Annotated in this window: 9 protein-coding genes; 3 read left to right on the forward strand and 6 right to left on the reverse strand. The window is 73.0% G+C overall.

Translation table 11 applies throughout. The annotated features are described in order from the left end of the window. Positions 1-3: 3 nt before the first annotated feature. The 4 genes from ACZ4QV_RS02690 to ACZ4QV_RS02705 all read right to left on the reverse strand — a co-directional run bounded on the left by ACZ4QV_RS02690 (position 4) and on the right by ACZ4QV_RS02705 (position 6,722). Positions 4-1,620: a sensor histidine kinase gene (locus ACZ4QV_RS02690; protein WP_361586226.1), complete on the reverse strand. Its 1,617-nt coding sequence runs from the start codon at positions 1,618-1,620 to the stop codon at positions 4-6. A gap of 79 nt (positions 1,621-1,699) precedes the next feature. Beyond that, a complete protein-coding gene (locus ACZ4QV_RS02695; protein WP_467762503.1) occupies positions 1,700-2,374 on the reverse strand; it encodes a response regulator in 675 nt (224 codons plus the stop codon). A gap of 166 nt (positions 2,375-2,540) precedes the next feature. Beyond that, entirely contained in the window at positions 2,541-4,184 is a 1,644-nt protein-coding gene (locus ACZ4QV_RS02700) for a M4 family metallopeptidase (protein ID WP_467762504.1), read from the reverse strand. 270 nt (positions 4,185-4,454) lie between these two features. Next, positions 4,455-6,722, reverse strand: a complete 2,268-nt coding sequence (locus tag ACZ4QV_RS02705) for a M4 family metallopeptidase (protein WP_361146216.1) — start codon at positions 6,720-6,722, stop codon at positions 4,455-4,457. 569 nt (positions 6,723-7,291) lie between these two features. On the opposite strand from ACZ4QV_RS02705, the gene ACZ4QV_RS02710 reads away from it, so the two are divergent. The 3 genes from ACZ4QV_RS02710 (at position 7,292) to ACZ4QV_RS02720 (ending at position 9,932) form a co-directional block, all read left to right on the forward strand. Beyond that, positions 7,292-7,798, forward strand: coding sequence for a DinB family protein (locus ACZ4QV_RS02710; protein ID WP_361146214.1), 507 nt, complete (start codon positions 7,292-7,294; stop codon positions 7,796-7,798). Positions 7,799-7,880: 82 nt separating this feature from the next. Next, positions 7,881-8,771 carry an RNA polymerase sigma-70 factor gene (locus tag ACZ4QV_RS02715; protein ID WP_361146212.1) on the forward strand — a complete coding sequence of 297 codons (891 nt, stop codon included), beginning with the start codon at positions 7,881-7,883 and terminating at the stop codon, positions 8,769-8,771. 54 nt (positions 8,772-8,825) lie between these two features. Further along, positions 8,826-9,932 carry an NAD(P)/FAD-dependent oxidoreductase gene (locus tag ACZ4QV_RS02720; protein ID WP_361146210.1) on the forward strand — a complete coding sequence of 369 codons (1,107 nt, stop codon included), beginning with the start codon at positions 8,826-8,828 and terminating at the stop codon, positions 9,930-9,932. Between the two features lie 276 nt (positions 9,933-10,208). Here the strand turns inward: ACZ4QV_RS02720 and ACZ4QV_RS02725 are convergent, their stop codons facing one another. Together ACZ4QV_RS02725 and ACZ4QV_RS02730 are read right to left on the reverse strand one after the other, a co-directional pair. Beyond that, positions 10,209-12,200, reverse strand: coding sequence for an ABC transporter ATP-binding protein (locus tag ACZ4QV_RS02725; RefSeq protein WP_361146207.1), 1,992 nt, complete (start codon positions 12,198-12,200; stop codon positions 10,209-10,211). Then, positions 12,197-14,107 (reverse strand): ABC transporter ATP-binding protein, encoded by a 1,911-nt coding sequence (locus tag ACZ4QV_RS02730; RefSeq protein WP_467762505.1) that lies wholly within the window; start codon positions 14,105-14,107, stop codon positions 12,197-12,199. The genes ACZ4QV_RS02725 and ACZ4QV_RS02730 overlap by 4 nt, the downstream gene beginning before the upstream one ends. Positions 14,108-14,188: the final 81 nt, after the last annotated feature.

The raw sequence follows: 14,188 nt of genomic DNA on the forward strand, positions 1-14,188 counted from the left end.
CGCTCAGCCGGGCGGCGGCCGGTCCCGGCGGTGGACGACGCCCTTGGACGCCAGCCGGCCGTCCGCGAAGCAGAGCTGGTAGGCCACGGCTTCCGCGTACGGGCGGGTGTAGTAGTACCGGCACGTGTGCCCCGGCGGCGGTTCGGGGGTGCCGTCCGGCGGTACGTCCAGGGAGAAGAACGGCAGCCGCGACTCCACCGCCTCCCGGGCGTCACCGGTCCGTATCCGGTCGTACGTCCCGCGGTCCAGGACCGACCAGGACGGGCTGACCAGCGCGAAGATCCCCATGAGCAGCAGCAGCCCGGTGAACAGTGCCGCGGGCACGGTCACCGTCTGCACCAGCCGCCGCCGCACCTGCTGCCGGGCGGACGCCAGTTCCCTCTTTGACCGGCTCCACCGGGCGTGGTCGCCGGGGCCGCGTACCGGTGCCCGGCCGGTCGTCGGCAGCCGGGCCGCGACCTCGAACCCGCCCTCGGGGGTGGGCCCGGCACGCAGTTCACCGCCCGCGAGCCGGACCCGTTCGTCCAGCCCCACCAGACCGCTGCCGCCCGGGCCGGAGTCCGGCACCGGCGCGGTGCCGGGCGGCGGCGAGGCGTTGGTCACCGTCACGTCCAGCCGCCGCCCGTCGCCGGTCAGCCGTACGTCCACCGGTGCGCCCGGCGCGTGCTTGGCGGCGTTGGTCAGCCCCTCCTGCACCACGCGGTACACCGCCCGCCCGGCCATCACCGGCACGGTCCCCTGGCCCGCCTCCACCGCGCCGTCCCGCCGCAGCGAGACGGTGAGGCCGGCGGACCGGGCGCGTTCGACGAGCGCCTCGACGCTGTCGTCCGCGGGCACCCGGGAGGGCGCGGGCCGGTCGTCGGTGCGCAGGACGCCGATGATGTCCCGCAGGTGTTCGGCGGCCGTGCCCGCTGCCGCCCGCAGCTCGCCGACGGCCGCCCGCTGGTCGGGCGCCAGCCGCGGATCGACCTCCAGGGCCCCGGCCCGCAGGGTGAGCAGCGCCAGTTCGTGGCCGAGCGAGTCGTGCATGTCCCCGGCGATGCGGGCCCGTTCGCGCAGCCGGGTACGGTCGGCGACCGCCTGCTGTTCGAGCTCCAGCCGCGCGGCGAGCTGCCAGCCCGAGCGGACCAGTGCCGCGTACTGGCGGCGGTAGCGGCCGAGCAGCCACGGCAGGACGATGTTGAAGAGCAGGGTGAGAACGGCGGTGAACCAGGGCCACATGTTGCGGACGACGACGACGCTCAGCGGCAGGCTGACGGCTGCGACACCCGCGAAGAACCAGAGCGGGGCGCGGGCCCGTTCGAGCCGTACCCCGGCGAGGTACGCCAGGACGGCCAGCGCGGCGGTGTACTCGAACGTGAACAGGTCCCGGGTCGTCGCCAGCCCCAGCGCCACGGGCACGGCGAGTGCCACGAGCGGCCACTTCCGGCTCACCGCCACCGCCCCCGCGAGCAGCGGGACGCCGAGCGCCGCCGTCCACGTCCGTGCCTGCGGCACCCCGTCGAAGGCGGCGGTGAGCGGCACGGCCAGTGCCAGCCAGAGACAGGCGTCCGGCAGCCGGGCCGCCCACCGGGGGCGTTCGGCGGCGGGCGGCGCGCACCGCGTCAGACGAGTGAGCATGTCGTCAGCTTCGCCGATCGGGCCGGTCCGGCGCCCCTGCCGAAAGCAAGGCCCGGTGCGGGAAGCGGCGCCGGCGGGCTCACGCGTCCCGCACCAGCCCCGCCTCGTACGCGAGGATCGCCGCCTGCACCCGGTTCTTCAGGCCCAGCCGGGCCAGGATCGCGCTGACGTACGCCTTGACCGTGCCCTCGACGACGAACAGCCGCCCGGCGATCTCCGCGTTCGACAGTCCCGCGCCCACCAGGGCGAGCACCTCGCGCTCGCGCTCGGTCAGCTCCTCGGTTCGGGACCGCGCCGCGGCCGCCTTGCCCAGCGCCACGCCGCCGAACTGGCTGATCACGCGCCGCGCCACGGACGGCGAGAGGTACGCGCCGCCCTCGGCGGCCGCCCGTACGCCGGTGATCAGCTCGCGCGGGTCGCCGGTCTTCAGCAGGAAGCCGCTGGCGCCGGAGCCCAGGGCCCCGGCCACGTACGCGTCCTCGGAGAAGGTCGTCAGCATCATCACCGCCGTCTCCGGCAGCACCCGGTTCAGTTCGACGGCGGCGCCGAGGCCGTCCAGCCGCGGCATCCGGATGTCCAGCAGGCACACATGGGGGCGGTGCCGCAGCGCCAGTTCCACCGCTTCGCGTCCGTCGGCCGCCTCCGCGACCACCTCGACGCCGGGCGAGGCGGTGAGGATGGCGCGCACCCCGGCCCGGACCATCGCCTCGTCGTCCGCCAGCAGTACCCGAACGGTCGCCCCCACATCGTTCATACGGGTCACCCTAGCCATCCGTACGGTGCCGACCGCCGCCGGGCACATGGAAGGGCGGTGTCCGAAGGGAGGTTGGGAGCCTCCGGACACCGCCCGGTCGTGGGGTCACCGCCCCGGGAGGGGCCGGCCGTCGGGGGCCGGCCGGCCGTTCCTCCTTACTTCACCCTTACTTCACCGCGACGCCCGACCACGCGGCCTCGACGCCCTTGACCTCGGCGCCGTCCGCGCCGTACAGGTCGGTGGCCGCCTTGACGGTCGCCTCGCGGGCGCCCTTGTAGTCGGTGTTCGAGGCCATGTACGTGGTCAGGGCCTTGAACCAGATCTTCTCGGCCTTGTCCCGGCCGATGCCCTCGACCTTCTTGCCGTCCGCGGTCGGGCTGTCGTACTTGACACCGCCGATCTCCTTGGCGCCGCTGCCCTCGGACAGCAGGTAGAAGAAGTGGTTGGCGATGCCGGAGGAGTAGTGCACGTCGACGTTGCCGGCGTCCGGGCTCCAACTGTCCAGGGACTGGCCGTCCTTGGAGGGCTTGTCCATGTAGCGCAGCGGCTTGCCGTCACCGGCGATGTCGAGCTTCTCGCCGATGAGGTAGTCGCCGGCGTCCTCCTTGTTCTTGGCGAAGAACTCCACGGAGGTGCCGAAGATGTCCGAGGTGGCCTCATTCAGGCCGCCGGACTCGCCGCTGTAGGTGAGGTTGGCGGTGGCCGAGGTGACACCGTGGCTCATCTCGTGCGCCGCGACGTCGATCGAGGTGAGCGGCTTCTTGTTGCCCTCGCCGTCTCCGTACGTCATGCAGAAGCAGCTGTCGTCCCAGAACGCGTTGGAGTAGTTCTGGCCGTAGTGGACGCGGGAGGTCGCGCCCTTGCCGTCGCCCTTGATGCCCGAGCGGCCGTGCACGGTCTTGTAGTAGTCCCAGGTGAGCTGGGCACCGTAGGCGGCGTCGACGGCGGCGGTCGCCGGGTCGTCGGCCTTGCCGTTGCCCCACTTGTCGTCCTTGTTGGTGAAGAGCTTGCCCTCGCCGCTCTCACTGCCGCCCAGGTTGAACGTCGAGTGGCCGCCGCGCCCGTCGTCGGTCAGCTCGTAGCCGTCGGCGCCCTTCTTCGTGCCGATCTCGACGGAGCCGCTGTAGGTGCTGGTGCCGGCGCCGTTCTCGATCCCCTGGTACTGGAAGATCTTCTTGCCGGTGTTCGCGTCGGTGATGACGTGCAGTTGGTTGGGCGTGCCGTCCTTCTGGAAGCCGCCGACCACGGTGTCGTACGCGAGGACCGGCTTGCCGGAGGCGGCCCAGACGACCTTCTTGGGCGGCACGGCGGCGGCCTGCTTCGCGCCGAAGGACTTCGCGGTGCCCTGCGCGGCCTGCGCCGCGGCCTTCGGGGCGATCTTCGGGGTGGTGGAGGCGACGGCGATCTTCGCGTTGTTGGCCTTGGTGGTGCTCTTGACCGTACCGCCCTTGGCCCGGTGCACGATCAGGTCGCCGCCGAGGACGGGCAGCCCGGCGAAGGTGCGGTCGTAGCGGGTGTGGGTGGTGCCGTCGGCGTCCTTGACGACGTCCTTGACGACGAGCTTCTCCTGGGCGCTCAGGCCCAGTTCCTCGGCGGCCCGGGCCTTGGTGGCGCTCGCGTCGCGCAGCAGTTCGGCGCGGTGCGAGGCGGTCATCTGGATCGGTGAGGCCGCCGCGGCCCGGGCGGTGGTGTCGGGGCCTGTGGGGGAGGCGCCCGCGGTACCGGCCGTGACGGCCGCGGCTATCAGAGCGCCGGCCGCTGCCAGCGAGATTCCGGTGGTACGCGCCTTACGGGACATGTGGGGGGACACGCGTGTGCTCCTTCGACTTTGCCAGGGGTGGGGGTGCAAAGCGATGCGGGTGGTGCTTGCGGGGGAGACTGCCATTCGAACGCGTGCATGTCAGGAGGGGGCCTGGAAGTTGGCGTGAAATCGTCCGTAGAGCGAACATCACTGTCCGTATGCCGGAGTTGCACGTAAAGAAACGGGCGTCGCCCCTGGTGGGAGCGACGCCCGGTGGAACGGATGCCGGAACTGTCAGGCGGGCAGCGGCGGGTGGCCCGTGCGCGGCCCGCCGTCACCTCAGAAGGTCAGCTTCCAGCTGTTGATGTAGCCGGTGTCCTGCTGGTAGACGTCCCGGACCCGCAGGTTCCAGGTGCCCTCGGCGGCCTCCGAGGAGGCGTTGACGGTGTACGACGCCTTGACGTTCGCCGCCGAGTCGGCCGCGTTGGAGTTCTTCAGCCGGTACGCCGTGCCGTCCGGGGCCACCAGGTCGATCACCAGGTCACCGCGGTAGGTGTGCACGATGTCCACGTCCACCTTCAGGGCGCTCGGCGCGTTGCCCGTCCGGGCCACCTTGACCGGCGAGTCGACCGCGCTGCCCGCGTCCGGGATCTGCACGTCGTCGAGGTTCTCGAAGACGTCACCGCCGGTGGCCGGTTTCACGGTCCAGGTGAAGCTGGTGGTGCCGGTCTTGTTGGCGGAGTCGGTGACGGTGACCGTCACGTTGCCGGTGCCCGCGGTGGTCGGGGTGCCCGAGATCAGCCCGGAGTCCTGGTTGATGCTCAGCCCGGCGGGAAGCCCGGTGGCCGCGTACTTCAGCGCGCCCGCGTTGCCGCTGGTGGCCTTGATCTGCAGGCTGGCGGGCTGGCCGACGGTGCTGGTCTGGCTGCCCGGGTTGGTCACGCTGACGCCGGTGTCCGGCACGCGCTGGCCGACGTTGACCGCCGCCCAGGTGTTGGCGACCGTGTTGTACGTGGCGCTGCCCTGGCCGAACAGCTCGGCGGCGGCGGACAGCGTCGCGGTGCGGGCGGCCGCGTAGTTGGTGTTCGCGCTCATGTACTTGGTCAGCGCGGAGAACCAGATCTTCTCGGCGTTGGATCGGCCGATGCCGGGCACCGGCAGGTTGTCGTAGGTCGGGCTGTCGTAGTGGACGCCGTTGATGTCCTTGGGGCCGCTGCCCTCGGCCAGCAGGTAGAAGAAGTGGTTGGCGACGCCGGAGGAGTAGTGGACGTCGATGCCGCCGATGCCGGAGTACCAGTAGTCCTTGGACCGGCCGTCCTTGCTGGGCTTGTCCATGTAGCGCAGCGGCGTGCCGTTGCCGTTGATGTCGATTTCCTCGCCGATGAGGTAGTCACCGACGTCACTGGGGTTGTTGGCGTTGAACTCGACGGCGGTGGCGAAGATGTCCGAGGTGCCCTCGTTCAGGCCGCCCGGCTCGCCGCTGTAGGTGAGGTTGGCGGTGGCCGCGGTGACGCCGTGGGTCATCTCGTGGGCCGCGACGTCGATGGAGGTCAGCGGCTTGACGTTGCCGGTGCCGTCGCCGTACGTCATGCAGAAGCAGCTGTCCTGCCAGAACGCGTTGACGTAGTTGTTGCCGTAGTGCACCCGGCTGTACGCGCCGACACCGTCGCCCCTGATGCCGCTGCGGCCGTGCACGTTCTTGTAGTAGTCCCAGGTCAGCGCCGCGCCGTAGTGCGCGTCCACGCCCGCGGTCTGGGCGTTCTGCGGGGTGCCGTCACCCCACACGTCGTCCGGGTCGGAGAACAGCGTCCCGGTGCCGGAGGTGCCGCGGTTGAGGTTGTAGGTCTTGTGGTTGCCGCGGGTGGTGTCGGTCAGCGTGTACGAGGGCGCGGTGCCCAGGGTGACCTGGCCGCTGTACATGCTGTTGCCGGTGCCTTCCTGGACACCCTGCCACTCGGACAGCTTCTCGCCGGTGGTCGCGTTCGTGACCACGTGCAGCTCGTTGGGCGTGGTGCCGTCGTCCTGGACGCCGCCGACGACCGTCTCGTACGCGAGGATCGGCTTGCCGTCGGCGACCCAGACCACCTTGCGCGGCTCCCGGGCGTCCGACTTCTTCGCGCCCTGCGCCTTCGACGCCTTGAGAGCCTTCTCCTCCGCGGCGGCCGGCGCGAGCTTGGCGGTGGTGGTCGGCACGTCGAGCTGCGAGCGCACCGCCTTGGTGACGGCGCGCACCTTCCCGCTGGGCGTCTCGTGGACGACCAGGCCGCCGCCGAGCACCGGCAGCCCGGCGTAGGTGCGCTCATAGCGGGTGTGCACACTGCCGTTGACGTCCTTGAGGACGTCCTTGACGACCAGCTTCTCCTTGGGGCCGAGCTTGAGCTGCTCCGCGGTCTCGGCGGTGGTGGCCCGGGCCTCCCGCAGCAGTTCCGCACGCTGGGCCGGGGTCAACTTGGCGGGCAGCGCGCCCGGATCGGGCTGCGCGGTGACCTGACCGGGCCGTGGGGCGGCGGCCGTCCCGGCGCCTGCCTGCACGGTCACGGTCAGCATCGCGGCCATGGCGACCACGGCGCCGGTCGCGACGGCGCGCCTATGGGGGGTGCGTCTCACACTGACTCCTTCTGCGGTGGCCGCGACCGGGTGGGTGGGCGGCCGAGGGGGACCGGGCGGCGGAGTGACCGTCCGGGCAGAGCGAGGCAGAACACGTGGAACGTGTGGGGGGAGGCACCAGGTGCGGGTGGTCCGGGCCTTCGAACGTCGGGCGTCGGGCGTCGAACGGGCCGTGGGCGCGGAGTGGTGCGCTGTGGGGCTCCGCGTAACGGATGCGGGGAAGAGTGCCACCCGAGGACCGTTGTTGTCAGTGGCCGGTCAATAGTTGGCCGGAAAACGTCCGTAGAGCGGGGGATCGGGTCCGTATACAGGACGTGACGGTACGTCGATCCCCACCGGCCCCTCCCCGCACGGCCGCCCCGTCGCACCGCGGCCCAACAGGCAGTCCGGACCGCGCGCCCCGGGCGCATACACGTTCGACGTGCCGTCCGTCCGCCGCCGCGGCGGCGAAGCGTCGTCTTCGGCCACCTGAACGGAGCGGAACGGACCGGAACGGACCGGAACGGACCGGAATGCAGGTGCGGCGGCACGGCGCGCCCGGCATGATCGGGCGGTCGAAAGGACAGCAGATGACCACCGGACGAACCGGCCCGCCGATGCGCGGGGACGAACGCGAAACCCTCCGCGCCTACCTCGACTTCCACCGCGCGACGCTCGCCATGAAGTGCGACGGCCTGTCCGACGAGGACCTGCGCCGTCGGTCCATGCCGCCGTCCGCACTGAGCCTGCTCGGCCTCGTACGGCACCTGGCGGAGGTGGAACGCACCTGGTTCCGGCGGGTGATCGGCCAGGAGGACGTCCCCCTGGTCTGGTCGCCGGACGGCGATTTCCAGGCGGCGTACGACCCCGGGACGGCCACCCGCGAGGACGCGTTCACCGCCTGGCAGGCCGAGGTCGACCACGCCCGCCGCATCGAGCGCGCGGCCCCCTCCCTGGACGTCACCGCCCACGCGCCCCGCTGGGGCACCGACGTGTCCCTGCGCGTCGTGATGCTCCACGTCATCCTCGAATACGCCCGCCACAACGGCCACGCCGACTTCCTGCGCGAGGGTATCGACGGGGTGGTGGGCCCCTGAGGGCGCGCGAGGCCCACACTCCCGAAAGCCCTCCCGGCACCCTGCCGGGCGCCTTCCCGGCCCGTCCTGCCATGCTGCGGGCATGACCACGGAAGCCGCCACGGAGTTCGAGACGCACCGGTCCCGGCTCTTCTCGCTCGCGTACCGGATGCTCGGTTCGGCGAGCGAGGCCGAGGACGTCGTGCAGGACACGTACCTGCGCTGGAGCGCGGCCGACCGGTCCGCCGTCCGTACCCCGGCCGCCTGGCTCACCAAGGTCATGACGAACCTCTGCGTCAACCGGCTCACCTCCGCCCGCGCCCGGCGCGAGCTGTACGTCGGGCCCTGGCTCCCCGAGCCGGTCCTGACCCGCACCACCGACGGTCCGCTCGGCCCGCTGGAGACCGCCGAGCAGCGCGAGACCGTCTCGCTCGCCCTGCTCACCCTGATGGAACGGCTCACCCCGGCCGAACGCGCCGTCTTCGTGCTGCGGGAGGCGTTCGGCCACAGCCACCGGGAGGCCGCCGAGGTCATCGGCGTCGAGGAGGCGCACGCCCGGCAGTTGCACCGCCGGGCCCGCGAACGGCTCGACCGGCCGCGCCGGCACTTCGCCGTGGACGACACCCGGCGCAAGGAGATCGTCGAGCGCTTCTTCGCCGCCACCCTCGACGGCGACCTGGCCGGACTGGAGCGGCTGCTGGCCGACGAGGTGACCGCCTGGGCCGACGGCGGCGGCCGGGTCACCGCCGCGCGCCGGCCGGTCACCGGGCGCGCGAAGGTGCTCCGTTATCTGCTCGGCCTGGGGTCCCGGCCGGAGGCGGCGGCGGCCGGGTTCGTACCGGCCGAGGTCAACGGCGAACCGGCGCTGCTCGTCCGGCTGGGCGGGACGCTGCTGGCCGTCGTCGTACCGGAGGTCCACGAGGGGCGGATCAGCGAGGTACGGACGATCGTCAACCCGGACAAACTCGCCTTCGCCGCAGCCCAGCTCGCGTGAGCCGCCTCACAGCGCGGGCTGTCACGGATCCGCCCGCTCGCCGGTTCAGGAGGCATGACTCATCACATCGTGGTTCTGGGAGCCGGGTACGCCGGACTGGTCGCGGCGAAGGGCGCCGCCCGTAGGCTGCGGCGCCACGGCGGCGTGCACATCACCCTGGTCAACGCGTCGGACCGGTTCGTCGAGCGGGTCAGGCTGCACCAGCTCGCCGCGGGGCAGCCGCTGCGGGACCTCCCCCTGGGCACCCTCCTCGCCGGTACGGGCATCCGGCTGGCCGTCGCCCGGGTGACCGCCGTCGACGCCGCCGCCCGTACCGTCCGGATCGACGCCGCACCGCACGTCCTCACCTACGACACCCTCGTGTACGCACTGGGCAGCACGGCCGACACCACCACCGTCCCCGGAGCCGCCCTGCACGCCTCGGCGGTGGCCACCCACCAGGACGCGGTCCTCCTGCGCGCCCGCACCCGGGACACCCGCGGCCCGCTGGCCGTCGTCGGAGGCGGCCTGACCGGCATCGAGGCCGCCACCGAGCTGGCCGAGGCCCGTCCGGGGCGCACCGTGCACCTGGTCACCCAGGGCGAGGCCGGCCCCGGACTCTCGGAACCCGGCCGGCGCTACCTCCGCAACGCCCTGCGGCGGCACGGCGTCACGCTCCATGAACACACCCGCGTCGCCGAGGTCACCGCGGACGGCCTGGTCCTCGCCGACGGCGGGGGGCTGCCGGCCGACGCGGTCGTCTGGGCGGCCGGCTTCCGCGTACCCGACCTGGCGCGCGAGTCCGGGCTCGCCGTCGACGGCCGCGGCCTGATCACCGTCGGCCCGGACCTGCGCTCGCTCTCCCACCCGGAGGTCTTCGCGGCGGGCGACGCGGTGGCGGCGTACGGGCCCGACGGCTCGGCGTCCCGTATGTCCTGCCAGACGGGCCTGCCGATGGGCGCCCGGGCCGCCCGCAACGTCGCCGCCGCCCTCACCGGCCGCACCCCCGGCCCGCTCCGGCTCCACTACGTCTGGCAGAACATCAGCCTCGGCCGCCACGACGGCCTCACCCAGTTCACCCGCGCCGACGACAGCCCGGTGCCCGCCCTGCTCACCGGCCGCGCCTCGGCCCGCTTCAAGGAGGCCGTCACGCGGGGGACGGTACTGGCCCTGCGCCGGTGAGGGGCACCGGCAACGGTGTTCTGCGGCCGATGCGGAACCTGGGTGTCGGGGGATCGGTCAGCGCGAGCGCCCTGACGGCCAGGGGCGAACCGACGACCGACGACGCGAAGTTCCCCTGGTCGTCCACGGCGAGTCGCAGTTCACGGGGGAGGCGAACGCCGACGGGCACCTGGCGGCCCGTGACGTGGAGCGTCACGAGTCGCCCCGTCCACGCACCCGAGCGACGCCGTTACCGCCGATCTGCTCAGGAAACTGCGGAACCCAGGGCCCCGCGGCTCACACCACGCTCTCCCGCCACGCCCGGTGCAGCTCCGCGAAGCGGCCGCGGCGGGCGATCAGTTCGGCGGGGGAGCCGTCCTCGACGATGCGGCCGGCGTCCATCACCAGGACCCGGTCGGCCGTCTCGACCGTGGACAGGCGGTGGGCGATGACCACCGCCGTCCGGCCGCGCAGGACCGTTTCCATGGCGCGCTGGACCGCGCGTTCGCCGGGGATGTCGAGGGAGCTGGTCGCCTCGTCGAGGATCAGTACGGCCGGGTCGGCGAGCAGGGCGCGGGCGAAGGCGACGAGCTGGCGCTGCCCGGCGGAGATCCGGCCGCCGCGCTTGCGTACGTCGGTGTCGTACCCGTCGGGCAGGGCCGCGACGAAGTCGTGGGCGCCGATGGCCCGCGCGGCCCGTTCGACCTCCTCGCGGGTGGCGTCGGGGCGGCCGACGGCGATGTTCTCGGCGACCGTGCCGGAGAACAGGAACGCTTCCTGGGTGACCATGACCACCGCGCGGCGCAGGTCGGCGGTGGACAGGTCGCGCAGATCGACGCCGTCGACACGGACGCTGCCGGTACGGGGGTCTCCCGTGCCCGTACGTGACGGCGAGCCGGGGGAGGGGTCGTAGAACCGGGCCAGCAGCTTGGCCAGGGTGGACTTGCCGGCGCCCGTGGAGCCGACGACGGCCACCGTCTGCCCCGCGGCCAGGGTCAGGTCGAAGCGCGGCAGCACCTCGCCGCCGGTGCGGTAGGCGAACCGTACGCCGTCGAAGGTGACCTCGCGCCCCGGCAGCGCGCCGGGCCGGTCCGGCAGCGGCAGCGGGGCGGCGGGCTCCGGGACGCTCGGGCGCTGGGCGAGCAGCCCGGCGATCTTCTCCAGCGAAGCGGCGGCGGACTGGTAGGAGTTGAGGAACATGCCGAGACGGTCGATCGGGTCGTACAGCCGCCGCAGGTAGAGCACCGCGGCCGCCAGGACACCCAGCGCCAGACTGTCCGAGGCCACCCGGTACGCGCCCCACAGGACCAGCGCGGCCACCGCGACGTTGGCCACCAGACGCGAGGAGACGACGTACCGGGCCATCTCCAGTATGGCGTCGCCGTTGGCGCGCTCGTGCCGGCCGTTCAGGCGGGCGAACGCCGCGTCGTTGGGACGCTCGCGCCGGAACGCCTGCACCGGGCGGATGCCGTTGAGCGTCTCCGCGAACTTCACGATGACGGCGGCCATCGCCGACGACTTCACGCTGTAGACGCGCTGCGAACGCCGCTGGAAGGAGCGGACGAGCAGGTAGAGCGGCCCGGCGGTGGCGACGGCGGCGGCCCCCAGACCCCAGTCGAGGCAGAGCAGCGTCGCCGTGATGTAGACCGTGGCCAGGACGATGGACATCAGCTCCTGGAGCCCCTCGTTCAGCAGCTCGCGCAGCGCCTCCACGTCGGTGGTCGCGCGGGATATCAGCCGGCCCGAGGTGTAGCGCTCGTGGAAGTCCAGGCTCAGCGCCTGGCCGTGCCGGAAGATCCGGCCCCGCAGGTCGAGCAGGACGTCCTGGCTGATACGCGCGGCGACCCGGATGAAGACGTACTGGAGCCCGCCGGCCGCGGAGGCACAGAGCAGGTAGCCCGCCGCCACGGCGATCAGCGGGCCGTGGTCGCCCGCCCGCAGGGCCGGGACGGCGTGGTCGATGGCGAAGGCGACCAGCAGCGGACCGGCCTGTACGGCGGCCTGCTGGAGCAGGAGGAGGACGGCCGCCGCCCAGGCGACGCGCGTGTGCGGGCGCAGCAGCGAGCCCAGCAGGCCGCGCGAGGCGCCCTTGGCGGTGGGCAGGAGGTCTTGGGCGAAGGCGTCGGCGTCGGCATCGGGGGAAGGGACGGGCGAGGTATCCGGTGACCCGTCCGGGAGCGGGTCCAGGGTGGCGGGGGTGACCGGGGAAGGGGACCCCCGGCGGGGCGCGCCGTCGCCGCCGTCCGGCGCGTCGTCCGTGGCCTTGCCCGTACCGGTGCTCGTGGTCATCGCACGCTCTCCCCTTCGTGCCGGGCGGCGTCCCCGCCGTCCGCCGTGCCGGACATCAGCGCCGCGTACTCGGCGTTCTCGCGCAGCAGCCGGTGGTGGCTGCCGACGGCCGCGATCCGGCCGCCGGACAGCAGCGCCACCCGGTCGGCGAGCAGGACCGTGGACGGGCGGTGGGCGACGACCAGGGCGGTGGTGGTCGCCAGGACCTGCCGCAGCGCCGCTTCGACCAGCGCCTCCGTATGGACGTCCAGCGCGGACAGCGGATCGTCCAGGACCAGGAAGCGGGGCCGGCCGACCACCGCGCGGGCCAGCGCGAGCCGCTGCCGCTGACCACCGGACAGGCTCAGCCCCTGTTCGCCGACCTCGGTGTCCGGGCCGTCGGGGAGCGCGTCCACGAACCCGTCCGCCTGGGCGACGCGCAGCGCCCGCCGGAGATCATCGGGGCCGGCGCCCTCCCCGCCCATCAGGACGTTCTCCGCGGCGGTCGCGGAGAACAGGGTCGGCTCCTCGAAGGCCACCGCGACCCGGGCGCGCAGTTCGTCGCGGGACAGCGCCGTGATGTCCGTGCCGTCGAGGGTGATGCGGCCGCCGGTCGCGTCGTGCAGCCGGGGCACGAGCGCGGTGAGCGTGGTCTTGCCGCTGCCGGTCGCGCCGACCAGGGCCATCGTCTCGCCGGGGCGGATGTGCAGGTCGATGCCCCGCAGGACGGGCGGGGCGTCGGCGGGGGCGTCCGGATAGCGGAAGGTGACGCCGTGGAAGGCGAGGCCGGCGGCTCCGGGGCCGGTGACGGACGGCTGCTCCGCCGCCTTCCGGGCGTCGTCCCGGTCCGCCACCGGCTCGTCCAGGACGTCGAAGTACCGGTCGGTGGCCGCCGCCGCGTCGTTGCTCATGGCGAGCAGGAAGCCGATCGACTCCACCGGCCACATCAGGGCCAGGGCCGTGGACAGGAACGCGACGAGGGTGCCGGCCGACAGGTCCCCGTCGGCCACCTGGACCGTGCCGAGCACCAGCGCCGCCCCGAGGGCCAGCTCCGGCAGCGCCATGATGCAGGCCCACAGGGCGGCCAGCAGCCGGGCCTTGCGCAGCTCGGTGGTGCGCAGCCGGGCCGTCAGCTCCCGGAACGCGCGGGCCTGGCTGCGGTGCCGGCCGAACCCCTTGACGATGCGGATGCCGAGGACCGACTCCTCCACGACCGTGGTCACGTCGCCGACCTGGTCCTGGGCCCGCCGCGCGGCCACCGCGTACTTCGCCTCGAAGACCGAGCACAGCACGATCAGCGGCACGATGGGCGCCAGCAGCACCAGCCCAAGCGACCACCGCTGCACCAGCAGGATCACACAGCCCACCAGGATCGTGGTGGCATTGACGATCAGGAACGTCAGCGGGAAGGCCAGGAAGAGGCGCAGCAGTTGCAGGTCCGTGGTGCCCCGGGACAGCAACTGGCCGGAGGCCCAGCGGTCGTGGAAGGCGACCGGCAGCCGCTGCACGTGCCGGTACAGGCGGTCGCGCATCGTGGCCTCGACACGCGCCAGCGGCCGCGCGACCAGCCAGCGCCGCAGCCCGAACAGGCCCGCCTCCGCGAGGCCGAGCAGGAGCAGATACCCGCCGCCCAGCCAGGCCCCGCCCGGGTCCCGGTCGGCGATCGGCCCGTCCACGAGCCATTTGAGGACCAGGGGGATGACCAGCCCGATGCAGGACGCGAGCACCGCCACGAACGCCGCCGTGAACAGCCGCGCCCGCACCGGCCGTACGAACGGCCACAGCCGCAGCAGGGAGCGCACGGCGGAGCGTCGGGCAGGCGGGCGTGACCCGTCGGCGGAGCCGGAGTCGGGGCGGGCGTCGAGGTCGGGGTCGGGAGCGGGTCTGTCGGACTGCTGCTGTCGTGTCACCTTCGCTGTATCGGCCATCGGTACCGAGAGTACGTCCCGCCACTGACATCACTCACCGGGTTTTCGCCGTGGCCCGCGCGGCAGTTGGGAGAGCTGAGA

The sequence above is a fragment of the Streptomyces sp. NPDC026394 genome (genome assembly GCF_055567735.1).